A 23,319-nucleotide genomic window follows, 5' to 3' on the forward strand; every position below is an offset into this window, starting at 1 on the left:
GGTGAGACCATCTCGCGAGTTTGGAACATGTCTCCGTCCGCGACGGCTTCAGTATGTTTGCAAGGGGAACGAGGAGGGTTGGTCAGACTTCATGGACGACATCGTGGGCGGTCGCTACCTGCTGCAATCCGGAGGCGAGAAGATCCCGCAAGGGAACCAATCGACGGTCCGCAGGGGTGTTGACATGACGAATCTCGAGCCCGTCGCGATTAAGTTCGTCCAGGCGCTGCGCGATGACTTCACTGAACGCATGTTCGAGCGCGAGACCAGCGCTCTTCTCCGACTAAAACACCCGAACATCGTTGGGTTGCGCGACTTCGGTGTCGATGACTCGGATACCTACTATGTCGTCCTCGACTGGATGGATTCCTCGCTGCAACAGAAGCTTGCCGCCCCATTCTGGAATGGATGGAATGAGTTCTATCCCGACGTCTTCCGGCCCCTTCTCTCCGCGGTCGCGTTCGCCCACCTAAACGACACCGAGCATCGAGATATCAAACCAGCGAACATATTGCTGGACTCCGATCTGCGCCCGTTCGTCGCGGACTTCGGAATCGCGACGCTACGAGCTTCGGGTCTGCCCAGCACGCAGACTGTTCAGCGGTTCAGGTCGGTTCCGTACGCGCCGCCCGAGGAGCCGCGCAAGCCGTTTGTGCGCGACGTGTTTAGTCTCGGTGTGCTCGCAATCCAGTGCATGACGCCCACCGCGATCACGGATTACGACCAGATCCTGCCAGCGCTGAACGAAGCCGACCTTCCCGACGGTGTCCGAGATATCCTCCGGCGATGTGTCGATTTCAACCCCGACCTTCGCCCGACATCAGGTGCCGAACTCGAGGGTTTGCTAGAAGACAGATGGCAGATGGTCTCGGAGTCGGCAGGCAGGCGGCAGAACACCATTTGGCTCGAGTACACGCTGCGCGCTCGGACGGACCTTGAACAACTTGCGACGTCGGGTCAGCCCATCGGGTCAATGATTGCGCGAGACCTTGAGCACGCCGTCCACGCAGAGTTCGGAATCGACAAGACCACCGGAGCAACCGATCGGTCATGGATGTTCGTATACGGCGCGTCATACCGGTACTCGGTTGCCACGCCACGAGCGGATGGAGACCCGCTCCGCATAACGGCCGTCACCCTTCTCGAGTTCGATGCCATGGAGCATGGGCGGCGAAGGTCCCTCGAACTGCCCGCAATCTTCCGGTGGGAGACGCGGCGCCCCCTGAACATCCTCACATCGGTACAGGGGTGGCGAACCTTACAGCGCGTGGTGGAATCTCACCTCGACGCGAGTGTGGCACCGACAGAGGAGGTCGCTAACGACGAACAATTCGAGCTCTGGAGCCGCGTGCTCGATGCGCGCGCCGAACTCGCGAGGGGGGTTGCGAAGCCGATGCGCTACCGGCGTGGAGTGATGCTCGGGCGACGGGCGACCTTCGATCTTCTCGATGAGGTCGACGATGATCTCATGGGTACCTATTGGGAGGCCTTCGACCCGGACAAACCACGTCACGGTTTCAGTGGTGAGGTAATCGAGCAGGATGCGGGAGAAATCACAATCCTCCTCACGCGAGGCCCAAGGTCGATCCCAGGACGCGGTGTGCTCCGACCCTATGACGCACCGAGCACCATAGCCCTGTCTCGCCAGCGGAGTGCCCTCTTGGCTATCCGAGACGGGAAGGTTCCTAACGACAGCATCAGGGACGTGGTCCTTGACCCGTCGCGGAGCCGCCCACCGGCACGAATCTCCATTGACAGCTGGCAGTCCGAGATGGACCCAGACAAGAAGACCGCGATCGAGCTCGCCGTGGGCAACAGCGAGATGATGATCGTTGAGGGGCCACCAGGCACAGGGAAGACGAGATTCATCGCAGAGCTCGTCTACCAGATCCTCCGTTCAGACCCCCGAAAAAAGATCCTCATCGCGTCGCAGACCAATGCGGCGGTCGATAACGCGTTGGAGCGAATTAGTGAGGTTGGTCTCACCAGTATCGTGAGGCTGGCGGGTGCATCGTCCGCAGCCATCAGCCCGGCTGTTCACCCTTTGATCATGGAGAATCAACTGCCGCGGTGGGCTGACTCCATTCGCGCAAATGCCCGCACCACTATCCAAGCGGACGCGCAACGGCACAACATCCCGGTGCAGCACGCACTTGCTGTCCTATTGCTCGAGCAGGTAGCAGCCCTGGGCAATGAACGTCAGCTGCTCGAGTCACGAATCGGCTCGAGCCCTCGCCGATCTGGAAGCATCACCGGGCTGGAGGACGTCGAGAAGGTTGAGCAGCAAGACGAACTGATCGCTCGCATTGATCAGCTGAGAGACCGGAGTGCTGCGCATGTCGCATCCGCTCGAGAGTTGCTTGATGGAGATCTTGAACTGGAGTCCGGGCTGTCGCACATCGCTGCGAGAGAGGCGATTGCAAAGCTTCTCGATGGCAAGCCCAACGCCCAAGCCTTCTTGCGTCGTGTCGGACTCCAGGCCGAATGGATGGACCGGATCGAGTCAGACGAGGAGGTGACCGGCGCGTTCCTAGCGACGACGTCCGTGGTCGCCGGAACCTGCGTTGGTGTCCTCCGCCACAGGGCGATCGCTGAGATTGAGTTCGACTTGTGCATCGTCGACGAGGCGTCCAGAGCCACTCTCACAGAAGCGATGATTCCACTGTCGCGAGCGAAGCAGTGGGTAGTAGTGGGTGACACCCGCCAACTCCCCCCGAGCGACGAAGACCTCATTCGTAGACCCGACATCCTCAATGAGCACAGCATCAACGAGTTCGATGTCCTTGAGACACTCTTTCAGCGACTTGTCGATCGCTTGCCAAGAGAGTCCCAAGTTATGTTACGAAGCCAATACAGAATGATCCGTCCGATAGGCGAGATGATCTCGGCGTGTTTCTACGACGGACAATTGCAGTCGCCCAAGGATGGCGGTATCCCCGGTTACAATCTCTGGGCGGGGGCCCCGGTGACGTGGCTAGACACGTCCCACATGGGTGATGAGCGACGCGAAGCGACAGCAGGCAGCACGTCGGTGGCGAACCGCACCGAGGCAAAGGTGCTCGTCGATCGAATCGTTCATCTCGACGCGGCGCTCGACCGAGGGCTGATTCGACCTGGCTCAGAACGACCGCTCAAAATCCTGGCGATCGCTCCGTACATGAGTCAAGTGGGAGACATCCGACGCCGAGTCGCGGCGACAAACTTCAAGCACCTCACTGTGACGGTCATGTCAGTCGACGCCGTCCAGGGGCGAGAAGCAGACATCGCCTTCTTCTCCGTCACACGCAGCAATCGCAATCGCAAGCTAGGATTCCTCGGGCCGTCGTACTGGCGCCGCATCAACGTTGCGCTCTCGCGCGCCCGCTTCGGGCTAGTGATTGTCGGTGACGCCGAGTTCATCCGGTCGCAGGAGAGCGGGCTCTCGAAGGTACTTCGGCACATCGAGCTAAACCCAGGCGACTGCATGATCAGGAACGCAACGGGATGATCCAGACCTATACGAACCTGATGCGGCGCTTCGCCGACGCCCGCCCTGGTCTCAAACTGCTGGCGGTTGAAGAAGCGGCGTTACCCGTCACGGTTCTGCGAACCGACGCCCTCGTCCACGAGCGAACGGAGCTTCCCGCCACAGATGAGTTCTTCCTGAGATTCGTCGATGCCGGGGTAGATTCCGTCGAGGATATCGCCGGATACCTTGGACTCCCTTCGGCACTGGTGCTCGAAGCGGCCGTTCGCCAGAGCAGTTCCGGGAACGTGGAACGGATCGACGCCGCGAGGTTCGCAACGACTCAAGTTGGTCGAGCTGCGATCAGCGACTTCGTCGCCTCGCGGCCGACGCTGAAGCAAATCACGTTCGTCTTTGATCGACTCGCTTGGCGTCCTGCGCCGTATCAACAGTCACCGCTCCTGCGTCGAGGAGACGCCTCCCAGGCAGGGAGGCTACTAATCCCAGCGTCCTCGAGCGCGGCGATCACCACCCGAGATGTCGCCGTGGCGGACTTGAATCGCATCATGCCGGGCAACCGGGCGGCTGCGTTGAGACTAAACAGGATCGTCGGCAGGAAGCACCTTTGGGCTCCCGCGCAGCTACTCGTGTTCGGAGATGCAGCCTCGCGAGAAATCGAACTAGCCGTATACGTCGACGACGAGATCGTCCAGATGCATGAGCATGCGCTTCAGTCAACCGATGTCGTCGCACGACTCGACATGAGCCTCGCATTGCTCCCAGCTGTACCGACCCCGCGCTTCGGGCTCTCCAACGTCGACCCTGACGCAAGGCAGGAAGATGTCGTTTCGATCGAGCATCGCGATCACCTTCTGCACGCGCTATTGAAGTCGGAGCATCGACTCACAATCGCTTCGCCATCGGCAGGAAGCGCTGTCGTGACCGAAACCTTCTCCCGCTACGTGCGAGATCGAGCGAGTGCCGGGGTCGACGTAACGGTGCTCATCGACCGCGAATCCCAGGTAGACGAGCGCGCGGCGTCGCGATTAACTGAGCTTTCCCGAGACATCCGAGTCGGTCGCGCCGATCTGTCGGGATCGACTCACCTGATCTACGACGATGTCCATATCGAATCCAATTTCGACTGGCTTGTCGGCGGACAACTCCACCGCCAATACACCTGGAGCGTGGGCCGCCTGACGCGTTCCGAGCGAAACGCCGGGGACAGGTCAGCCCAGCTGATTCGTGACGCAACCGTGTGGTGAACATGATCGCGCGGACGAGCACAGCTCGGCGCAGTCAGTTGAATAGCCTGCTTGCGTGCGATTGCCGACCGCACACGTGGCACTGACCCGACCACGACTCCGTGACCCTAACGCGCTCACCGATAGGCGGGACGCGCGTCGCGGTCCATCGTGCGTTCACGTCCGCATTAGATCGCAATCGTGCTCGTCCCCGTCCGCCAGGGACGGACCCCGTACGGGCACCGCCCGCTTACGGATCCTCACCGTGCGCTGAGCCTGCACCCTGGTTCAGGTCGATGCGCGAGCGTGTGCGGGCATCTGTTCGGCCTCGACAACACACAGGACCGCGCGATCCTTATCGAGTGGCAGGCCGGTCTACGGATCAGAAGGTCAAGGGTTTGAGTCCCTTCGGGCGCAGACTGTGCTGAGACAGTCTGAGAAGAGCTCCGCTTCGGCGGGGCTCTTCTTGTTCTCGGAGCGTCAGGCGAGCAGCCAGCGGGTCAGCCGCCGGATGAAATCCGGCGCGAGCGGCGACGCGTAGGCCTCTGCGTCGTGACCGAGCGCGCTGTAGGCGGCCCGGCATCCGTCGTTCTCGTGCGCCCAGGCGAGCGCATGCGCGACCCCGTCCGGGTCGTCATGCGCGAGCAGGACGTCGGCTTCGGGGGAGACCCACAGTTCCGTGTACGCCTCGTCGACGGTGTCAACGGCGGGAAGATCGGCCACGGATGCCGAGACGGTGCGCACGCGCAGCGGGCCGCGTTCGGGGTGGAAAGTCACGCCGCGCACCCAGCGTCCGCCGAGACGCGCCTCCCACGCCGCGTACTCCGGCAGGAGCGTCGCGGCGACGTGCAGGGCGAGCAGCGGGCCGCCGTAACCAGCCAGGATCTCGGCGAGGCGCGCGTCGAGCGGATGGGGCGCGGTCCCCCCGCCCGCGTTGATCACGAGCAGGTCGGCGGCGTCAATCCGCGCGACGAGGCCCTCGAGGGTGTCCACGACGGTCACGTCACCGCCGTCCTCGCGCAGCACGTCGGCCACGATCGCACTGGTTTCGGCGAACGGATGCCACGGGTCCGCGTAATCCGCACCGCCCGAGAAGACGACGACGCGGCTCATTCAGATCCCGCCGGTGAAGAGGCTCACCAGACCCGCCGCGCCGAAGACGAACAGCACCACGGATACGACGCCCTTCCACGCGGCACCCTTCCCCCGGTGTCGGAGGACATCGGCGACAGCAAAGCAGGCGAATGCGACGGCCCATGCCAGCGCGAACAGGCGCGACCCGAGATGAGCGATGAACGGTGCGGCCGGTGCCCATAAGATCACGACCGCGAACGTTGCGACCAGCGTGATGACGATCAGCGCAGCGAAGACCAACATCGCGGTACCGCCCCGCTCGTCCCACGCTTCGGCGGGCGTGCGGCGCACTCTGCCGGCCGCGAGATCCGCGACGAAGTCCTCCGGCAGCGGCTGGCTGTCATCGAGAAGGCTGAGGCGGCGGACGCGCGCCTCGTCGGCACCCTGCGCGATCGCCCAGCGCAGGTAGGCGGACACCTCGTCCGGGTCGGCATCGGGGGCGACGACGGAGTACCGGCCGGCTTGCTCGAGCGCTCCGCCCGCGCGGTAGAGGGACACCAGCGCGGCCCTCAGGCCGACGTCCTTCGGGTCGCGCTCGAGGGCGGATCGTAGCGGCCGGGCCGCGCGACGGATGCCAACGGTCGCTGCCCGTTCATGCGCGTCGGCCATCGCGGCGTCCGTCGTCTCCATGCCCTCAGTATCCCCGCGACGATCGTTCATCCCTCGTTAAGTTGTGCACAACTAAATTGCGTGCAACCATAAAGGTATGAGAGCGACCGACCAGATGGTGTGCTTCGGGGTGTACTCGGCCAGCCATGCCTTCGGGCAGGCGTATCGGCGCGTGCTCGCGCCGTGGAAGCTGACGTACCCGCAGTACCTCGTCATCGTCGCTCTCGGGGACCAGGAACCCCGGTCGGTGAAGGAATTGGGCGAAGAGCTCTTCCTCGACTCGGGCACTCTGTCACCCCTCATCCGCCGCCTCGAAGCGCGCGGCATCGTCTCCCGTTCGCGCAGCCCTCACGACGACCGCGTCGTAGAGGTCTCGCTGACGGACGACGGCCGCGCGCTCCGCTCGGAACTGTCCGTCGTCGGCGCGGAGATCGCGCGCTGCACCGGACTGACCGAAGAGAAGGCCCGGATGCTGCTCGACGTGGTCCACGACCTGAACCGCGTCATGCGTACCACCGACGAGGCAATCGCCTCCTGACCCGAAGGACATCATGGAAGCTCTCTACACCGCAGAAGCACTCGCGACCGGAGGCGGCCGCAACGGCCACGTCCGCACCGTCGACGGCCTCGTCGACACCGACGTCCGCGTCCCCAAGGAGATGGGTGGTGCCGGTGGCGCTCCGAACCCCGAGGTCTTCTTCGCCGCGGGCTACGCCGCCTGCTTCCACAGCGCGCTCCAGTCCGTCGCCCGCGCGCAGAAGGTGACGCTCGAGGACACCAGCGTCGGCTCGCGCGTCAGCATCGGCTCCAACGGCGAGGGCGGCTTCGGCCTCTCCGTGCAGCTCGAGGTCGTCATCCCGAACCTCCCGCATGACGAGGCGCAGGCCCTCGCGGATGCCGCACACCAGGTGTGCCCCTACTCGAACGCCACGCGCGGCAACATCGAGGTCACCGTCACGGTCGTCGAGGACTGACCTCCGCCGGACTCAGTCGACAGGGCTCACGCGCAGCCAGCGGAATCCGCAGGCGGGCAGCGTGAGCCCTTCGCTGATGTCGGCCTCGACGCCCTCGATCAGATCCAGGGCCGTCGAGGCGAACCCCGAGAGCGTCACCGCGGGGATGTGCGCCGGCTCGTCCGCGACGTTCGCGAGCACCAGTACGACCGCTCCGTCCCCGGGACGCTGGTAGCCGACCACCGACGGCACGGGCACTCCGAAACCGATGAGATCCGCTCCGTCGAACTCGGGCGTCGTGTGCCGCACCGCGATGAGCTTCGTGAGGTCCCGGTGGATGCGGCCGGCTGAGGTCGCGGCATCCGTCTTCTGCGCGTAGCGGTCGCGGGGTTTCTGCCCCCGATGGGTCCAGCGTGCGTCGTCGCGGCGCTCGGGGTCGTCGCGGAACGTCGGGTCGTTCAGCTGGCCGACCTCGTCGCCGAGCCACAGCATCGGCAGTCCCGGCACGCTCAGCACGAGCGCGTGCGCGAGGGCGACGCGGGCCTCGCCGAGCGGGTCGCCGGCCTCGACGCCCGCGAGCGACGCCGTTGTGCCGGCGACGCCGCCGTCGGTCGCGAGCCCGCGTCCGAACGACGACTCGTCGGTGTACCGCGCGGTCAGAGCCGCGGCATCCGTCTCCCAGATGACGGCGTCCGCGTCGCGCACCGCGGCGACATCCGTGCTGCCGTCGCGGCGCTCGATCGCGCGCTGCAAGGGCGCGGCGTCGCCGGTGGCGAGTGCCTGCCAGAGCGGGGCCGAACCGGGGGATGCCGGGAGCACATCGACCCCCGGCGCACCGATCGCGAGCACGGCAGCGGCGATGTCCACCGCCGCGCGGTCGGAGAGGAGGAAGACCTCGACGCCGCGGCCCGCGAGGAAGAGGAGATCGTCGATCAACGTGCTCAGGTCGTCGCTTGCGGGCACGTCCACGGCGAGCGAGATGCCCGACAGACGCAGGTCCCCGGCGAGGTCGGACAGCCGATCGATCGACCCGAGCCCGGGGTCGCCGCGGCGGAGGTCGACAGTGCCGTCAGCCCGCCGCGCGAACGGCGACTGGACGTGCAGGACGCTCACGCCGAGGTCTCGGAGCGCGGGGATCTCATCGCGCAGGCCCGCCAGGTTGCCCGCGTAGCGGTCGGCGTAACAGGCCGCACCGAGGGCGAACCGCGACGCCGTTCGCGTCGTGTTCGCGGCGCGCTGCTCGCCGTGCACCTTGAGGTCGAGCGACCGCGCGTTCGCCGCGACGACGGCGGTGGTCACAAGCTCGGCGAGGTCTGCCGACGAGGCACCGCGTGTCGCCAGTGCCGCGTGAAGCGCGGGGAAGTGCCGACGGATGCGGCCCGCCACCGCGTCGTCGACGCGAGTGCGCTCCGCCACGGCGGACAGCGTCGCCGCGAGCTCGTCCTCGACGGTCCCGATGGTGCTCATGCGGTGGACCTCCCGCCCCCAGCGTAGAGGGCGGGCCGCAGCGCACTCAGTCGGCGCGCGCCACCGTCCGGTCGAGGAACGCGTGGATCGTCGCGTGCAGCGCCGCCGTTGACGCCGCATCGATCGCTCCCGAGTGACCACCTTCGATGGGCTCGAGGTAGTGCACCTCGGCATCCGTCTCGTCGGCCATGCGCGCCGCCATCTTGCGCGCCTGCACGGGACCGACCCGGTCGTCGCTCGCCGCCGCGTAGATGAGGGATGCGGGGTACCGCCGCCCGGGCTCGATCAGGTGGTACGGCGAGAAGGTCTTGACGAACTCCCACTCGGCGGGGTCGTCGGGGTCGCCGTACTCGGCGATCCAGCTGGCACCGGCCGACAGGCGCGTGTAGCGGCGCATGTCGAGGAGTGGTACGCCGCACACGATCGCGCCGAAGTCGTCGGGGTACTGAGTAAGCATGTTGCCGACGAGCAGTCCGCCGTTGCTGCGGCCGTGGCAGGCGATGCGGTCGGGCGTCGAGACGCCGCGAGCGACGAGGTCGCGGGCGACGGCGGCGAAGTCCTCGTAGGCGCGGTGGCGGTTCTCGCGGAGCGCGGCGAGGTGCCACTGCGGTCCGAACTCGCCCCCGCCGCGGATGTTCGCGACGACGTAGACGCGGCCCTCCTCGAGCCATGCCGGACCGACGATCGTGGGGTATTCGGGCGTCAGCGCATGCTCGAACCCGCCGTACCCGTTCATCAACACCGGCAGTGCGCCGGAGCGCTCGCGCGGACCGACCTCGAAGTAGGGCACGCGCGTGCCGTCGGCCGAGGTCGCCCAGTGCTGTTCGGCAACGAGGCCGGAGCTGTCGAAGGTCGCACGGCTGCGATCGACGACGCGGGCGTCGCTGCCCGGCTCGATGACGAGCAACGTCGGCGGGGTGAGGAATCCGCGGGCGACCACCCACAGCTCGTCGTCCTCGTCGTCGTCGGCGGTGGCGACGTTCGCGCTGAAGAGATCGGCGTCGCCGAGCCCCAGGTCGATGTCGACACCGACGAGCGAGTCGGGATCGAGCGACACGAGACGGCTCTGCACGCGGTCCAGCACCGTCAGGACGAGTCGGTTGCGCGTCCAGGTCCACGTCTCGAGGACGGCGGTGTCGGTCGGGGCGAACGCCACCCGGAGGCCCGAGCCATCGCCTTCCGTGACGGTCTCGAGCGGGCCGATGAGGAGCGTTCCCGACGGATGCGTCGTGTCGCCGATCTGCCACGGGGTCGTCGTGCGGACCGTGACGAGCTCGCCGTGCACGTCGACGTTCGCGTCCTGCGGTACCGCGAGGAGGCGCGGCTCGCCGCCGTCCCAGACCCACGACTCGGAGTGGAAGAAGTCGTGCGCGATGACGACCATCGGGGTCGCCGTGCCGCCGGTGTGGTCGACATGCGTGAACACGCCGACGTCCGACGCGACACCCGTCACGATGGGCGGCGCGTCCTCGAGGGGTTCGCCCCGGCGCCATGCGCGGGCGCTGATCGGGTAGCCCGAGTCGGTCACGCCGCCGCCGTGCAGGGGGGTGGCGACGAGCAGGGTGTCGCGGTCGACCCACGCGATCATGGTCTTCTCGGCGTCGAGGGTGAACGGGGTGTCGTCGACGAAGCGGCGCGCGTCGAGGTCGAACTCGCGCACCACGGCGGCGTCGCCACCGTCGGGGCTCAGTCGCACGAGCGCGCGGCCGGTGCCGGCGGGACCGTGGGCTGCGCCCGCGAACGCCCAGGCCGTGCCCTCTTCGCGGCCGAGGGCGTCGATGTCGAGCAGGACCTCCCACGTCGGGGTGCCCGCCGCGAAGGAGGCGCGCGAGGTGCGACGCCAGAGGCCGCGGGGGTTCTCGGCATCCCGCCACAGGTCGTACATCAGGTCGCCGTGGCGACTCGGGACGACGAGTCGGTCGGGGTCCTGCAGGATGCCGGTCAGCCGTGTCTCGAGCGCCGTCCGGGTATCGCCGGCGAACGCCGCCTCGGTCTCGGCTGTCCGCTCCGCGGCCCAGTCGCGGGCGGCGGAGCCGTCGATCTCCTCCAGCCAGAGGAACGGGTCAGCGGGCTCGGGGGCGATCTCGTGGGCGCTCATGTCGTCAGCCTACGGGCAGGTTCCGAAGGGTCGTTCGCCCTCCGCGAATCGTTGGCACTCGTGGGGGTCGAGTGCTAATCTGAAGCTACTTGAGCCGATAAGGCTCAACTTTGAACCACCACACCGAAGGAGAGAATCATGGCAACCTACGACCCGTTCCGTGACATCGACCGCCTCGCGTCGACCCTCTTCGACACGCGCCGCGGTCCGCGACGGATGCCGATGGATCTGTACCGCGACGGCGACCACTACGTCCTCAACGCCGACCTGCCGGGCATCGATCCGGGCTCGGTCGACATCGACGTGGACGGTCAGCTGCTCACCATCCGCGCGGAGCGCACGCTCGGCTCCGGCGAGGGGGTCAAGTGGATCACGCGCGAGCGCGAGACCGCGAGCTTCCTCCGCCAGCTGAACCTCGGCCAGGGCATCGACACCGAGTCGATCACCGCGACCTACAACAACGGCGTGCTGACCGTCACCATCCCGGTGAGCGAGAAGGCCAAGCCCCGCAAGGTCCAGGTGGTCGCCGACGGATCGTCCCCGACCATCACGGCCGGCGAGAGCGAGCACCCGCAGCCGATCGACCAGTGACCGGCACAGCGCTCCCGCTATAACGAGAATCGCCCCGCATCCCGTCTCGGATGCGGGGCGATTCTCGTGCGGTCAGACGCCGCGCAGGCGTGCAGTGAGCTGCTCGAGCTGCGCCAATTCTTCGTCGGTGAGCACCGACATCCGCTCGGCGATGGTGCGGCCGTGCACGGTCGCCACGCGGCGGAAGGCCGAGGCGCCCTTCTCGGTGGCGCGGAGGATGGCGCCGCGCCCGTCCTGCGGGTCGGGGCACTTCGACACGAGACCGCGCGCGACCATTCGATCGACCAGTCGCGAGACGCTGGGTTGGCTGATCAGCATGTTGGCGGTCACGTCGCGCAGTCGCGCGGTGTGCTCGGCGCAGCGGGTCACGGTGAGGAGGACGTCGTACTCGGCGCCCGAGAGGTCGTCGTCGTCGAAGTCCCGGGAGATCTCGGCCATCACCTCGTGCTGCGCGCGGAAGAGGCTCTCCCAGGCGGCGATGGCGAGGCGTCGGTCGGTCATGGCGTCCACTGTATCCCCGCGCATAGGGTCGATCGCGTGAACTCATCGCTCCGCAGACGTGCCCGGTTCATCGTCGTCGCGATCCTCGCGCTCGCCGGGGTCCTCGCGGCGCCCCAGGCGGCGTCGGCAGACGTCGAGGACTTCACCTTCGACAGCCTCGAGGTCGACTACACCCTGACCCGCGCCGAGGACGGCACAAGCCGGATGCGGGTGGTCGAGGAGTTCGTCGCGGTGTTCCCCGACAGCGATCAGAACCGCGGCATCCGTCGCGTCATCCCGGACGAGTACGACGGGCAGCCGCTGCGCCCGTCGTTCGAGTCCGCGGTCGATGCGGACGGCGAGCCGTGGGAAGTCGTGGAGACCGACGACGGCGAGGACGGGTTGGTCGTCACGGCCCGATCCGAGGATTACGTGCACGGCCGGCAGACGTTCGTCTTGACCTACACGCTCGACAACGTGACGCGCGAGTTCCCCGACACCGGGCTCGAGCTCTACTGGGACGTGAACGGCTTCGACTCGCAGCAGCCGTTCGGCGAGGTGACGGCGCGGTTGCACCTCGATGGGGCGGTGGCGGATGCCGCCGGCGACGTCGCCTGCTACGCCGGACGGTTCGGGAGCGACACCGCCTGCGACGCGATCGATCTCACCGAGACCTCGTCGGGGGCGACGGTGACCGCGCGACAGTCCGACGTGGGACCGAACGAGTCGCTCACCTTCGCGGTGGGCTTCGACGACGGCACTTTCGAACCGCTCGACACCTCGTACGTCGGTACCCCGCTCGGCTGGGCGCACGCCGCCGCAGGCGCCGGACTGCTCGGGACGATCGGGTGGGCGCTGTGGCTGCGTCGTCGGCACCTCGCCGACGGGCCGGGGCGCCCGACCGTCATCGCGGAGTTCGACCCGCCGACGGGTGTCGATGCGCTTCAGGCGGCGGTGCTGCTCGAGAAGACGGGCAAGGGCATCCCCGCCGAAGTGCTCGAGCAGGCCATCGTCGGGTCGATCCGCATCACCGAGGGCGAGAAGCCCCGATGGGGTTCGGCGAAGCTCGTCGCCGAGCTCGTCGATCCGTCGCGCGCAGACGACAACGGGAGAGTGCTGCTGACGGCCCTCTTCCCCGACGGGCAGCCGGGGGATCGGTTCGAGTTCGGCACCTCGGACACCCGGCTGTCGACGACGGCGCAGAAGATCCTGAAGGATGCTGTGACGGCACTGCGCGAACGCGGACTGCGCCGAGAGGTGCCCGCCTGGGTGCGAGTCGCCCCGCTTCTCGTCGTCGCCGCGCTGCTGGCTGCGCTCGTCGTGCTCACGATCGTGCTGGTCGACCGGGCGGTCCAGCCGCTCTGGCCGTTCGTGGGGATGTTCACCGGGATCGCGGCGGTGTTCGTGATCGTCGGGCTGCTCGTTCGGACCCCGCTCACCGCGGACGGGGCCGAGATCCGCGATCACCTGGCGGGACTCCGGCAGTTCATCGAGTGGGCTGAGGCGGACCGCATCCGGATGCTGCAATCGCCGCGCGGCGCGGAACGAGTGCCTGTCGACACCGACGACCCGCGGGCGATGCTCGACCTGTACGAGCGGCTGCTCCCGTACGCCGTCGTGTTCGGGCAGGAGAAGCAGTGGGCCGGCAAGCTGGCTGTCCTCTACACCTCTGCGGGGCTAGCTGCGCCGGTCTGGTACGCGGGCGCTGCCGGGTTCGACGCGGCATCCTTCTCGTCCGGCATCGGATCGCTGTCGGCTGCGACGACCTCGTCGTCGTCCTCGGGCGGATCTTCCGGCGGCGGGAGCGCGGGCGGCGGCGGGGGCGGGGGAGGAGTCGGCGGGGTGTGATCTCGCGTCTCGGACGTCGCGCCGTCACCGGCACGTCATCTTCCGTTCGGGTTCGGAGGAGAGCATTCTCATGAACCGTGTTGTTGCTATGTCCTGACAAGGACTCTCCATGTCGGTAGTCTGCGACAACCCCCGCACCCAACGGAAGTGAGGCGCGCCCGTGAGCGTGAAGAGACAGACAAGACGAGCCGGTGCTCGAACCGGCGTCGCGATCGGTGGGCTCGGCATCCTTGTCGCCTGTGCCCTGACCGCCGGCCCGGCCTTCGCCGCCGACGGCTTCACCGAGGCCCAGCAGACGGCGACGTACGCGTCGGATGCGACGGCATCGACCGGTGACTCCGATGCTCCGAGTGCCGACAACTGGTCGGTGCAGATGATGGACGTGTTCGAGGGGCTGCGTACCGACCGCGGCACGGGCGGGAACGCCGCCGTCATGGACTACAACGACGAGCTGACGAGTGAGATCAACCTCACGGCGTCCGACGCGCAGGTGAAGCGGGCGATCGTCGACCAGTACGAGGACATGTCCGTCAGCATGGGCGACGGGTTCGGCAAGAAGCTCGGCGCGATCTACGCCGACGCCATCGCCGACGGGGAACTCCCGAAGACGACGTGGCTGCTGAACAAGGAGGGCGGCAAGCTCGGGTCGACCTCCTCCAGCAACCCGCCGAAGAACTTCTTCGACTACGACCGCCCCTACCTCCGGCTCGACACCACGAAGGACCTCGTCTACCGCGACAAGGAGGGTGGCGACGCGTGGGGATCCACGAGCGGCTCCTTCCCCTCCGGCCACACCTCGCAGGCGTACTGGCAGGGCACGGCGCTCGCCGAGATGCTCCCCGAGCTCGCGCCGCAGATCCTCGCGCGCACGGCGGAGGCCGGCAACAACCGCATCGTCATGGCGGCGCACTACCCGCTCGATGTCATCAGCGGTCGGATGATGGGGCAGAAGATCATCGCCCTCCGTCTCGCCGACCCCGAGATGCGCGGACTCGTGGACGAGGCCGCCGATGAACTGCGCGGCGTGCTCGAGCGCGGATGCGGCGACACCCTCGAGAACTGCATCGCGAAGGACACGCCCTACCTCCCGACCGACAAGGCCCTCGCGTACTACGAGGAGCACCTCGGGTACGGCTTCCCCGCCACCGGGCCGAAGGGCGCGAAGGTCGTGGTGCCCGCGGGAGCAGAAGAGCTCCTCGTCTCGAGCCACCCCGACCTGACGCCGGAGCAGCGCCGACAGGTCCTCGCGTTGACGGCTGCCGACTCGGGCAACCCCCTCGACGTGGGCGAGCAGGAGAGCTGGCAGCGGATGAACCTCGCCGCCGCGATGGCAGCGAAGGTCACCGTGAAGGACGACGGTTCGGTCGTCATCGGCACGCCGGGTGGCGAGCCCACTCCCGAGCCGACGCCCGCGCCGTCTCCGTCGCCGGACCCCGAGCCGACGCCGACGCCCGAGCCCACCGCCACTCCAGCGCCCTCGCCGACCCCGGAGCCCACCGCGACGCCCGCACCCGGCGAGCTGCCCTCGACCGGCGAGGCCCCCGGGGCTCCCGCCGCGAACGGCGACGATCTGCCGGCTGCGGCTGAAGGCAAGATCCAGGCATCCGTCCAGGGCGACCGGATCATCGTCTCGGGTCTCACCGCCGGGGAGCGCTTCTACGGCTTCATCTACTCGACGCCGACTGCGCTCGGACAGGTGACGGCGGATGCCGACGGTGCCGCGAGCTTTGCGCTGCCGAGCGACCTCGAGGCGGGATCGCACCGGGTCGCAGTCGTCGATGAATCCGGCGAGCTGGTCGGCTGGGCTGCCGTGACCGTGGGTCAGGCCGCTGCCGGCGACGACGAGTTGGCGTCGACCGGTGGTCAGGTCGCCCCGCTGTGGATCGCTGCCAGCGCGGGCACGGCGCTTCTCGCGCTCGGTGTGGTGCTGATCCTGCGTCGTCGACGGAGCTCGACCGTCTGACGGGTGATGCAGTAAGGGCCGGCTGGAGAGGCATCCAGCCGGCCCTTGTCCCTTTGCACCAAGAGTTGTCCTGCAATCACATGTCGGTAGCTGCCACAGCAAAACATCTACCTGGCAATGACTGTATAACGGCGAGATAACGGTGGCAAGGATTTCCTGTTATCAATTTGTGATGCGCCGCCTTGGTGCCCGCTCAGCGGGCCTCGGGCCCGGGTGGGGGTCCCGAATGGTGTCACCCTGCGTCACGATCGGACACACGCGGTCATGCTCGGACACACGCTGTCACATCGATTGACAGTGCGCCGCCGCTCGGCGGAGAGTTCCCGGGAACCCGTCCGATGCGCCGCCGAATGGCGCCGTCCTCACCCGGAGATCCCATGACCGAGCAGACATCCCCGCACGACCCGGCGTCGACGCACGAGCCGCTCAAGTTCGCCTACTGGGTGCCCAACGTCAGCGGCGGGCTGGTCGTCTCGAACATCGAGCAGCGGACGTCCTGGGACTACGACTACAACGTGAAGCTCGCCCAGACGGCCGAGCGCGTCGGCTTCGAGTACGCCCTGAGCCAGGTGCGCTACCTGTCGAGCTATGGCGCCGCGCAGCAGCACGAGTCCACCTCGATCAGCCTCGCCCTGCTCCTCGCGACCGAGAAGCTGAAGGTCATCGCCGCCGTCCACCCGGGCCTGTGGGAGCCGGCCGTGCTGGCCAAGTTCATCCTCACGGCCGACCAGTTCTCGAAGGGCCGCGCGGCCGTCAACGTCGTCTCGGGCTGGTTCAAGGACGAGTACACGAAGCTCGGCCTCCCGTGGCTCGAGCACGACGAGCGCTACCGCCGCTCCGCCGAGTTCATCGAGGTGCTGCGAAAGCTCTGGACCGAGGAGAACGTGCAGTTCCACGGCGACTTCTATCGGGTGAACGACTTCACGCTGCGCCCCGGGCCGTACCCGGTGCCCGGCCGCCCGCATCCCGAGATCTTCCAGGGCGGCAACTCGACGGCGGCACGGTTCAACGGCGGCGCCCACTCCGACTGGTACTTCTCCAACGGCAAGGACTTCGACGGATTCACCGAGCAGTACGACGACGTCACCCGGGTCGCCGCTGAGCACGGCCGAACCGTGCGGTTCGGTCTGAACGGGTTCGCGATCGTCCGCGACACCGAGGCGGAAGCGCGCGAGCAGCTGCGCGAGATCATCGCGCAGGCCGATCCGGCGTCCGTCGAAGGCTTCCGCAAGTCGGTGCAGCAGGCCGGGGCATCCACCGCGGACCGCAAGGGGATGTGGGCCGACTCCTCGTTCGAGGACCTCGTGCAGTACAACGACGGCTTCCGCACCCAGCTGTTCGGTCCGCCCGAGCAGGTCGCCGAGCGCATCATCGCCTACAAGAAGCGCGGGGTGGACCTGTTCCTGCTCGGCTTCCTGCACTTCCAGGAGGAGCTCGAGGCGTTCGGCGAGAAGGTCATCCCGATCGTTCGCGAGCTGGAGGCCGACCTCGCCCGCACCGGCGACCCGATCGGCGTCGCCCGCTGATCAGGGGCGGATGAGGACCTTCAGCGCCTCCCTCGAATCCATCAGGCGGTAGCCCTCGGCGATGTCGTCGAGGGGGAGCTCGCGGTCGAAGACCTTGCCCGGCTCGATGGTGCCGTCGAGCACCTGGGGGATGGCGCCCTCGAGGTAGGCGCGGACGGTGGCCGGCCCGCCGGTGAGGGTCGCGTTCTTGCCGAACAGCGAGGTGAACCCGACCGCGGCATCCTCGTACTGGGGGACGCCGACGCGCGAGATGACGCCGCCGGGGCGGACGATGCCGTAAGCCTGCTCGTAAGCCGGCATGTGGCCGACCGCCTCGAGGACGACATGGGCGCCCTCGCCGCCGGTGATCTCGAGCACCTTCGCGACGCCGTCCTCGCCGCGCTCGGCGACGACGTGTGTCGCCCCGAACTCGCGGCCGAGGTCGGTGCGGGCGGTGTGCCGGCCCATCAGGATGATGGTCTCGGCGCCGAGCTGGCGCGCAGCCAGCACGGCGGAGAGGCCCACCGCTCCGTCGCCGATCACCGCGACGGTCTTGCCCGCCTCGACACCGCCGCGGATAGCCGCGTGGTAGCCGGTGAGGTAGACGTCGGACAGGGTCAGCAGCGACGGCATGAGCGCCTCGTCGGTGCCGGCCGGAATGGCGACGGCGGTGCCGTCTGCGTACGGCACCCGCAGCTTCTCGGCTTGGGTGGCGGATGCGGCGCCGTCGAAGAAGCCCCCATGGATGCAGGAGGTCGTGATCCCGTCGCGGCAGAACGTGCAGGTGCCGTCGGACCAGGCGAAGGGGACGATGACGGTGTCGCCGACCCGGAGGGTCGTCACGTCCTCGCCGATCCGCTCCACCACGCCGACGGCCTCGTGCCCCATGCGGCGTCCCTCGGGGGTGTCCTCGATGTCGTGATACGGGTGCAGGTCGGAGCCGCAGACGCACGCGTAGGTGACGCGGATGATCGCGTCCGTGGGCGCTTCAAGGGTGGGCTCGGGTACGTCGATGACGCGGACGTCGCCCGCGGAGTACATGAGGGTTGCGCGCATGACTTCTGTTCCTTGTCTCAGTGGTCAGTCGATGATCTCGACGGTGACGGGTCCGCCCACGAGGAGCGCCAGTTGTTCTTCGGTGGCGTCGTAGGTGCCGATGTGGAGCGTGTCGTCGGAGTACTCGATCCCGGAGGCGTCGTAATAGAACCCGAGGTTCCCCCAGGGCGAGTAGTAGATGAGGTCGCCGTCCTCCGGGTCGGAGCCCGGTGATCCCTGCCAGGCGAGTTCGCGGGGCAGGGAGGCGATCTTCTCCCGGCTGTTCAGGTCCTCGAACGACAGCTCGGCCGGGAGGAGCGACAGGAGATCGCGCACCGCCGGGCTGTCCTCGCCGATCGTGACGTCGATCGTGGTGCGGTCGGACGAGAACCGGATGCGCGTCCCCACGATCTCCGCCGGAACGGATGCCGAGGCCGAGGGCGCGTCCGGGCGGGTCGCCGCGGGCTGCGGAGTGGGTTCGGCGGCGCAGCCGCCCAGCAGGGCCACGCCGAGCAGCCCGAAGCCGACAGCTGCCCTGCGGCGCGGCATCCGTCCGCGGGGGTCGCCGATCACGAGGCACTCCCGACCTGCGGGGAGCGGACCGCCGATGCGGTGCGTCCGCGGGCGAGGAACAGGAAGGAGGCGCCCGCGAGGAGGACGGAGACCGTTGTGACGATGCCGAGCGGCAGGATGCTGAGGGCACCGGCGACCCCGACCAGCGGAGCCGCGATCCCCCCGAACCCGAACCTCACCATCCCGAGGAGGGATGAGGCCGTGCCCGCCATCCGCGGATAGTCGGCGAGGGCGAGGGTCGTCGCCGGGGGAGACGAGATCGCGACCCCGCCCGCCAGGAGGAACAGCGACACGATGACGACCCACAGGGGAAGGGCGGTGAGGCCGGCGACGAGGAGTCCGATCGCGCCGACACCTGACGTCAGGACGCCGGCGGTCAGGGTGCCGGGAATGCTCCACCGCTCGGCGGAGCGCCCGGCGAGGTGTCCCAGGGTCATGAAGCCCGCCGAGTTCAGCCCGAAAGCGAGCGCGTATCCGAGCGGGGACAGCCCGTAGACGTCCTGCAGGACGAAGGTCGATCCGGCGAGGTAGGCGAACAGGGCGGCGTAGAGGAACCCCTGGTTCAGGACGGCCCCGACGAATGCCCGGTCCCGCAGGAGCGTCCGGAAGTCGGCGACGGTGTGCGCGAAGCCGCCGGCGGTCCGCTCCTCGGGTGCCAGCGTCTCGGGGAACATCCGCAGCGTGACGACCAGGATGGCCGCCCCGATCGCGGCGAGGAAGACGAACAGGCCGCGCCAGTCCGTGACCGCGTCGAGGAGTCCGCCGAGGAGGGGCCCGATGATCGCGGCGAGGCCGCCGACGACCGTCAGGCGCCCGTAGAACCGGATCAACGCGCCGCCCGTGTACACATCGCGGCCCGCGGCCTGTGAGATGACGATGCCGACCCCGCCGGCCAGCCCCTGCACGAACCGGGCCGCGATCAGCAGTTCGACCGTTGGGCTCAGCGCGCACACCGCCGACATCAGGATGTACGCGGCGATGCCGACGAGCAGGATGCCGCGGCGTCCGAACCGGTCCGACAGGGGGCCCGCGATCAGCTGGCCGGCGGCGAGCCCGATCAGGCAGGCGGTGACGGTGAGCTGAGCCACGGAGGTGACGGCGTCGAGCTCCGCCGTCAGCGCGGGGAGGGCCGGGAGGTAGAGGTCCATCGAGATCGGGCCGAACACGGTCAGCAGCAGGAGCAGGGTCGGCAGCGCCCTCCGGGAGCCGGTGCGTTGCGTGAGAGCGGATGCGGTCATGTCCTTCAGCGTCGTCGCGCTCGGGCGCGGGCGGGAGTCCCTGCCGGAAGGTGTACCGAGAGGGCATCCCTGATCCGGCTCGGCCGATCTAGCCTGTGGGCATGGACAATCGAGCTGAGGTCCGTGAGTTCCTCATGACGCGTCGGGCACGCGTGACGCCGGATGCGGCGGGGATCCCCGCGGGACCGGGCCGAAGGGTCGAGGGGCTCCGGCGCAGCGAGGTCGCGGCCCTCGCCGGCGTGAGCGTGGAGTACTACGCCAAGCTCGAACGAGGAGCGATCGCGGGCGCGTCCGGTGCGGTGCTGGAGTCCCTGTCCCGCGCCTTGCACCTCTCCGACGCCGAGCACGCGCACCTTCTCGACCTCGCACGCAACGCCGATGGGATTCCCGCCTCGGGGCGCCATCGTCGCCGCGCCTCGAAGTCGGGGCCGATCCGTCCGAGCCTCGAGTGGGCGCTGTCGTCGGTCACGGATGCGGTGGCCGTCGTGCGCGACCAGCGTCAGGACCTGATCGCGTTCAACGATCTCGGCCGAGCCTTCTACTCGCCTCTCATCGGTGACGGCGGACGCGTCCCGAACTTCGCACGCTTCCAGTTCCTCGATCCCGTCGCGCGGGACTTCTATCCGGACTGGGATCTGTTCGCGGACATGTGCGTCGCCGTCATCCGCGCCGAGGCCGGCCGCGACCCGCACGACAAGGGCATCCAGGATCTCGTCGGCGAGCTGTCAACCCGCAGCGACGAGTTCCGGAAGCTGTGGGCCGCCCACAACGTCCGTGCCCACGGTTCCGGAAAGAAGCGCTTCCGGCATCCCGCGGTCGGCGAACTCACCCTCGTGTACGAGGAGCTCGCCGTCACCGCCGAGCCCGGTCGTGTCCTGTTGATCTACAGCGCCGAGCCCGGCTCACCCTCGGCGGAGCGGTTGGGGCTGCTCGGGTCGTTGGCGGTGGACGATCGCTCCCGCGTCAGCCCGCCGGCGGGCTGACGCGGGCATCAGATCAGCTCCGGTACACCTGCACGACCGCCGGTCGAGGCGCGTTGGGGATGTCGCCCCGTCGCGTCGAGCCGTAGTCGGGGAACAGCGAGGTGGGAGCTGCGACGGTGCCGTTCTCGCCGGGATGCTGCACCGCGACGAACACCAGCTGTTCCCGCGCGTGGATCACGGGGCCGCACGTCTCGGCCTCGCGCGGGACGGCGAGGAACTGCTGCACGTGCCCGCGCTCCCGCCCGGTGAGGGGGACGCGGAACAGGCCGTCGTTGAAGCCGATCGTGCTGGGGGCGCCGTCGGTCGAGATCCAGAGGTTGCCGTCCTCGTCGAACGCGAGGTTGTCGGGGCAGGAGATCGGCGACACCTTGTCCTTCGGGTACCCGGCGAAGTAGGTGCTCGGGTCGGACGGGTTGCCGCACTGCAGCAGAATGCTCCACCCGAACGAGGTGCCCGTCTGGCCGCGGCGCTCGGTGATCTCGAGCACGTGGCCGAATCGGTTGCCCGTGCGGGGGTTCGCCTCATCCACCATCGAGGTCTTGCCCCGGTCGGAGTTGTTCGTCAGGGCGACGTAGATCTTGCCGGTCCGAAGGCTCGGCTGCACGTCCTCGGGGCGGTCCATCTTCGTCGCGCCCATCTTGTCGGCCGCGAGGCGCGTGTAGACGAGGACCTCATCGGTCGTCATGCCGGGTACGACGCTCTTGCCGTGACGCGTGAGCGCGATCCACTCGCCGCTGCCGTCGAACGCGCCGTCGGCGGGGAGCGTGCCCGAGCCGTCGATCTGGCTCGCGGGGGAGTCGCCCCGGAAGCGCGCGACGTACAGGTCGCCTTCCGAGAGGAGCGTCATGTTCTTCTTGCGCGACGAGCTGATGCGGTGCTTCGACACGAACTTGTAGAGGTAGTCGTTGCGCTCGTCGTCGCCCATGTAGGCGACGACGCGGCGGTCGTCCGCGACGATGACGTTCGCGCCCTCATGCTTGAAGCGCCCCATCGCGGTGTGCTTCTTCGGTGTCGAGGTGGGGTCGTCCGGATCGATCTCCACGATGTAACCGAACCGGTTGGGCTCGTTGACGTAGCCGGGGTCGAACGAGTTGAACCGCGGGTCGTAGGCCTCCCAGCCGGTCGACGTCGTCCGCGAGGCGGTCGCCTGGTAGCGCTTCTGCCCTGCGGTGTCGGCGGCCCACGCGAAGTAGCCGTTGAAGTTCTCCTCGCCCGAGAGGATCGTGCCCCACGGTGTCGTGCCGCCGGAGCAGTTGCCGAGCGTGCCCTTCACCCACCGGCCCTCGGGGTCGGCCGCCGTCTTCACGAGGTCCGAGCCCGCGGCGGGGCCGGTCAGCTCGAACACGGTGTCGACCGTGATGCGACGGTTGCGGCGCCCGTCGACGACGTAGCGCCACGGCTTGCCGCGGCGACGGCGCGTGATTTCGACCACGGACATGCCCTGGGCGGCCTTGTAGACCTCGCCGCGACGGCGGAGCTCGGCGGCATCCGTCGTCGGGGCGAACATGATGTTCGGGTTCACGTACTCGTGGTTGTTGACGAGCACGCCGGTGCGTCCGCCGCGGTCGGCGAGGATGTCGAGGTAGTCGCTGTTGTAGCCGAACTGCCGCGCCTGCGCGGCCGCGCTCTGCGCCTCGAGCGAGAACGCCGGCGCGTCGGAGAAGAGCGGGTCGCCCCACCGGATGATCGGCGACCACGTGTAGCCCTTCGGCACCGTGAGCGCGTCGACGGATGCCGGGACGGGAGCGATCGGCTGGAACGGCAGGCTGTGCGCACCGCCCCACCCCCACGTGGACTCGACCGGTCCGCCGGTCAGCGCGGACGCCGGCGCCGGGTTCATGATGCCGAACGCGTCGGTCGCGACGACGACCGCTCCGGCGGCAGCGGCGCCGATCAGGGTGCGACGCGAGAGGGCGAGCTCGGCGATGCTGCGGAACGTCGGGTTGTCCGATCCGTTGCACTCGGGGCCGAGGCACGCATTCGCGCACTTGAACTGGCAGGTCACGGCCGAGCGCTTGCCGACGGCGTGCGCGGCGAGCGGGAGGGTCTTGCGGGCGGTGGGGGGTTCCAGAATCGTCACGGGGGATCCTTTCGTGCAGGTCCGTTCCAGGATCCGTCGGCGTTCCTGCAACGGAGTGAATCGCCGGTGAACA

18 protein-coding genes are annotated in these 23,319 nt (G+C 68.2%); 9 read left to right on the forward strand and 9 right to left on the reverse strand.

Annotated features, from left to right (window positions below):
• The first annotated feature begins 91 nt into the window (after positions 1-91).
• Together ABQ271_RS02690 and ABQ271_RS02695 are read left to right on the forward strand one after the other, a co-directional pair.
• Positions 92-3,487 (forward strand): AAA domain-containing protein, encoded by a 3,396-nt coding sequence (locus tag ABQ271_RS02690; RefSeq protein ID WP_349310004.1) that lies wholly within the window; start codon positions 92-94, stop codon positions 3,485-3,487.
• The gene (locus ABQ271_RS02695) at positions 3,484-4,710 is read left to right on the forward strand and encodes a hypothetical protein (protein WP_349310005.1); all 1,227 of its coding nucleotides are present in this window, start codon (positions 3,484-3,486) and stop codon (positions 4,708-4,710) included. Before ABQ271_RS02690 ends, ABQ271_RS02695 begins: the two co-directional genes overlap by 4 nt.
• 459 nt (positions 4,711-5,169) lie before the next feature.
• Here the strand turns inward: ABQ271_RS02695 and ABQ271_RS02700 are convergent, their stop codons facing one another.
• Positions 5,170-5,802: a ThuA domain-containing protein gene (locus tag ABQ271_RS02700; RefSeq protein ID WP_349310006.1), complete on the reverse strand. Its 633-nt coding sequence runs from the start codon at positions 5,800-5,802 to the stop codon at positions 5,170-5,172.
• Positions 5,803-6,453 (reverse strand): DUF6584 family protein, encoded by a 651-nt coding sequence (locus ABQ271_RS02705; protein ID WP_349310007.1) that lies wholly within the window; start codon positions 6,451-6,453, stop codon positions 5,803-5,805.
• Positions 6,454-6,529: 76 nt separating this feature from the next.
• Here ABQ271_RS02705 and ABQ271_RS02710 point away from each other — a divergent pair, with 76 nt between their 5' ends.
• Complete coding sequence (locus ABQ271_RS02710) at positions 6,530-6,970, forward strand: MarR family transcriptional regulator (protein ID WP_349310008.1); 441 nt, start codon at positions 6,530-6,532, stop codon at positions 6,968-6,970.
• 13 nt (positions 6,971-6,983) lie between these two features.
• On the forward strand, positions 6,984-7,406 hold the full coding sequence (locus ABQ271_RS02715) for an organic hydroperoxide resistance protein (protein WP_076708443.1): 423 nt from the start codon (positions 6,984-6,986) through the stop codon (positions 7,404-7,406).
• Positions 7,407-7,418: 12 nt separating this feature from the next.
• Here the strand turns inward: ABQ271_RS02715 and ABQ271_RS02720 are convergent, their stop codons facing one another.
• Both ABQ271_RS02720 and ABQ271_RS02725 read right to left on the reverse strand, forming a co-directional pair.
• Positions 7,419-8,852, reverse strand: coding sequence for a DUF3459 domain-containing protein (locus ABQ271_RS02720; protein ID WP_349310009.1), 1,434 nt, complete (start codon positions 8,850-8,852; stop codon positions 7,419-7,421).
• A 46-nt stretch (positions 8,853-8,898) separates the two neighbouring features.
• A complete protein-coding gene (locus ABQ271_RS02725) occupies positions 8,899-10,950 on the reverse strand; it encodes a prolyl oligopeptidase family serine peptidase (protein WP_349310010.1) in 2,052 nt (683 codons plus the stop codon).
• A 138-nt stretch (positions 10,951-11,088) separates the two neighbouring features.
• Between ABQ271_RS02725 and ABQ271_RS02730 the strand changes: the two genes are divergently transcribed.
• Positions 11,089-11,541 carry an Hsp20/alpha crystallin family protein gene (locus ABQ271_RS02730; RefSeq protein ID WP_036310324.1) on the forward strand — a complete coding sequence of 151 codons (453 nt, stop codon included), beginning with the start codon at positions 11,089-11,091 and terminating at the stop codon, positions 11,539-11,541.
• A 72-nt stretch (positions 11,542-11,613) separates the two neighbouring features.
• On the opposite strand, the gene ABQ271_RS02735 is transcribed toward ABQ271_RS02730, so the two are convergent.
• The gene (locus ABQ271_RS02735; protein WP_349310011.1) at positions 11,614-12,042 is read right to left on the reverse strand and encodes a MarR family transcriptional regulator; all 429 of its coding nucleotides are present in this window, start codon (positions 12,040-12,042) and stop codon (positions 11,614-11,616) included.
• A 36-nt stretch (positions 12,043-12,078) separates the two neighbouring features.
• Here ABQ271_RS02735 and ABQ271_RS02740 point away from each other — a divergent pair, with 36 nt between their 5' ends.
• The 3 genes from ABQ271_RS02740 to sfnG all read left to right on the forward strand — a co-directional run bounded on the left by ABQ271_RS02740 (position 12,079) and on the right by sfnG (position 17,358).
• Entirely contained in the window at positions 12,079-13,869 is a 1,791-nt protein-coding gene (locus ABQ271_RS02740; RefSeq protein WP_349310012.1) for a DUF2207 domain-containing protein, read from the forward strand.
• A gap of 160 nt (positions 13,870-14,029) precedes the next feature.
• Positions 14,030-15,832, forward strand: coding sequence for a phosphatase PAP2 family protein (locus ABQ271_RS02745; RefSeq protein WP_349310013.1), 1,803 nt, complete (start codon positions 14,030-14,032; stop codon positions 15,830-15,832).
• Positions 15,833-16,209: 377 nt separating this feature from the next.
• Positions 16,210-17,358, forward strand: a complete 1,149-nt coding sequence (gene sfnG / locus ABQ271_RS02750; RefSeq protein ID WP_349310014.1) for a dimethylsulfone monooxygenase SfnG — start codon at positions 16,210-16,212, stop codon at positions 17,356-17,358.
• Here sfnG and ABQ271_RS02755 read toward each other — a convergent pair whose 3' ends face one another.
• Genes ABQ271_RS02755 through ABQ271_RS02765 form a run of 3 tightly spaced genes read right to left on the reverse strand, consistent with a single transcriptional unit; the run spans position 17,359 to position 20,183 of the window.
• Complete coding sequence (locus ABQ271_RS02755; protein WP_349310015.1) at positions 17,359-18,393, reverse strand: zinc-binding dehydrogenase; 1,035 nt, start codon at positions 18,391-18,393, stop codon at positions 17,359-17,361.
• A 24-nt stretch (positions 18,394-18,417) separates the two neighbouring features.
• Positions 18,418-18,945 (reverse strand): cyclophilin-like fold protein, encoded by a 528-nt coding sequence (locus tag ABQ271_RS02760; protein WP_349310016.1) that lies wholly within the window; start codon positions 18,943-18,945, stop codon positions 18,418-18,420.
• Positions 18,942-20,183 carry a multidrug effflux MFS transporter gene (locus ABQ271_RS02765; protein WP_018185501.1) on the reverse strand — a complete coding sequence of 414 codons (1,242 nt, stop codon included), beginning with the start codon at positions 20,181-20,183 and terminating at the stop codon, positions 18,942-18,944. The genes ABQ271_RS02760 and ABQ271_RS02765 overlap by 4 nt, the downstream gene beginning before the upstream one ends.
• 101 nt (positions 20,184-20,284) lie before the next feature.
• On the opposite strand from ABQ271_RS02765, the gene ABQ271_RS02770 reads away from it, so the two are divergent.
• Positions 20,285-21,166 (forward strand): helix-turn-helix transcriptional regulator, encoded by an 882-nt coding sequence (locus ABQ271_RS02770; RefSeq protein ID WP_349310017.1) that lies wholly within the window; start codon positions 20,285-20,287, stop codon positions 21,164-21,166.
• A gap of 13 nt (positions 21,167-21,179) precedes the next feature.
• Here ABQ271_RS02770 and ABQ271_RS02775 read toward each other — a convergent pair whose 3' ends face one another.
• The gene (locus ABQ271_RS02775; protein ID WP_349310018.1) at positions 21,180-23,246 is read right to left on the reverse strand and encodes a PhoX family phosphatase; all 2,067 of its coding nucleotides are present in this window, start codon (positions 23,244-23,246) and stop codon (positions 21,180-21,182) included.
• Positions 23,247-23,319: the final 73 nt, after the last annotated feature.

This window comes from Microbacterium sp. MM2322 (assembly GCF_964186585.1).
Taxonomy (GTDB): domain Bacteria; phylum Actinomycetota; class Actinomycetes; order Actinomycetales; family Microbacteriaceae; genus Microbacterium.

Excerpts from the sequence above, each read along its gene's own strand:
- ABQ271_RS02690 (WP_349310004.1), top strand. The coding sequence starts at position 92 with ATGGACGACATCGTGGGCGGTCGCTACCTGCTGCAATCCGGAGGCGAG.
- ABQ271_RS02695 (WP_349310005.1), top strand. The coding sequence starts at position 3,484 with ATGATCCAGACCTATACGAACCTGATGCGGCGCTTCGCCGACGCCCGC.
- ABQ271_RS02700 (WP_349310006.1), bottom strand. The coding sequence starts at position 5,802 with ATGAGCCGCGTCGTCGTCTTCTCGGGCGGTGCGGATTACGCGGACCCG.
- ABQ271_RS02705 (WP_349310007.1), bottom strand. The coding sequence starts at position 6,453 with ATGGAGACGACGGACGCCGCGATGGCCGACGCGCATGAACGGGCAGCG.
- ABQ271_RS02710 (WP_349310008.1), top strand. The coding sequence starts at position 6,530 with ATGAGAGCGACCGACCAGATGGTGTGCTTCGGGGTGTACTCGGCCAGC.
- ABQ271_RS02715 (WP_076708443.1), top strand. The coding sequence starts at position 6,984 with ATGGAAGCTCTCTACACCGCAGAAGCACTCGCGACCGGAGGCGGCCGC.
- ABQ271_RS02720 (WP_349310009.1), bottom strand. The coding sequence starts at position 8,852 with ATGAGCACCATCGGGACCGTCGAGGACGAGCTCGCGGCGACGCTGTCC.
- ABQ271_RS02725 (WP_349310010.1), bottom strand. The coding sequence starts at position 10,950 with ATGAGCGCCCACGAGATCGCCCCCGAGCCCGCTGACCCGTTCCTCTGG.
- ABQ271_RS02730 (WP_036310324.1), top strand. The coding sequence starts at position 11,089 with ATGGCAACCTACGACCCGTTCCGTGACATCGACCGCCTCGCGTCGACC.
- ABQ271_RS02735 (WP_349310011.1), bottom strand. The coding sequence starts at position 12,042 with ATGACCGACCGACGCCTCGCCATCGCCGCCTGGGAGAGCCTCTTCCGC.
- sfnG (WP_349310014.1), top strand. The coding sequence starts at position 16,210 with ATGACCGAGCAGACATCCCCGCACGACCCGGCGTCGACGCACGAGCCG.
- ABQ271_RS02755 (WP_349310015.1), bottom strand. The coding sequence starts at position 18,393 with ATGCGCGCAACCCTCATGTACTCCGCGGGCGACGTCCGCGTCATCGAC.
- ABQ271_RS02765 (WP_018185501.1), bottom strand. The coding sequence starts at position 20,183 with ATGACCGCATCCGCTCTCACGCAACGCACCGGCTCCCGGAGGGCGCTG.
- ABQ271_RS02770 (WP_349310017.1), top strand. The coding sequence starts at position 20,285 with ATGGACAATCGAGCTGAGGTCCGTGAGTTCCTCATGACGCGTCGGGCA.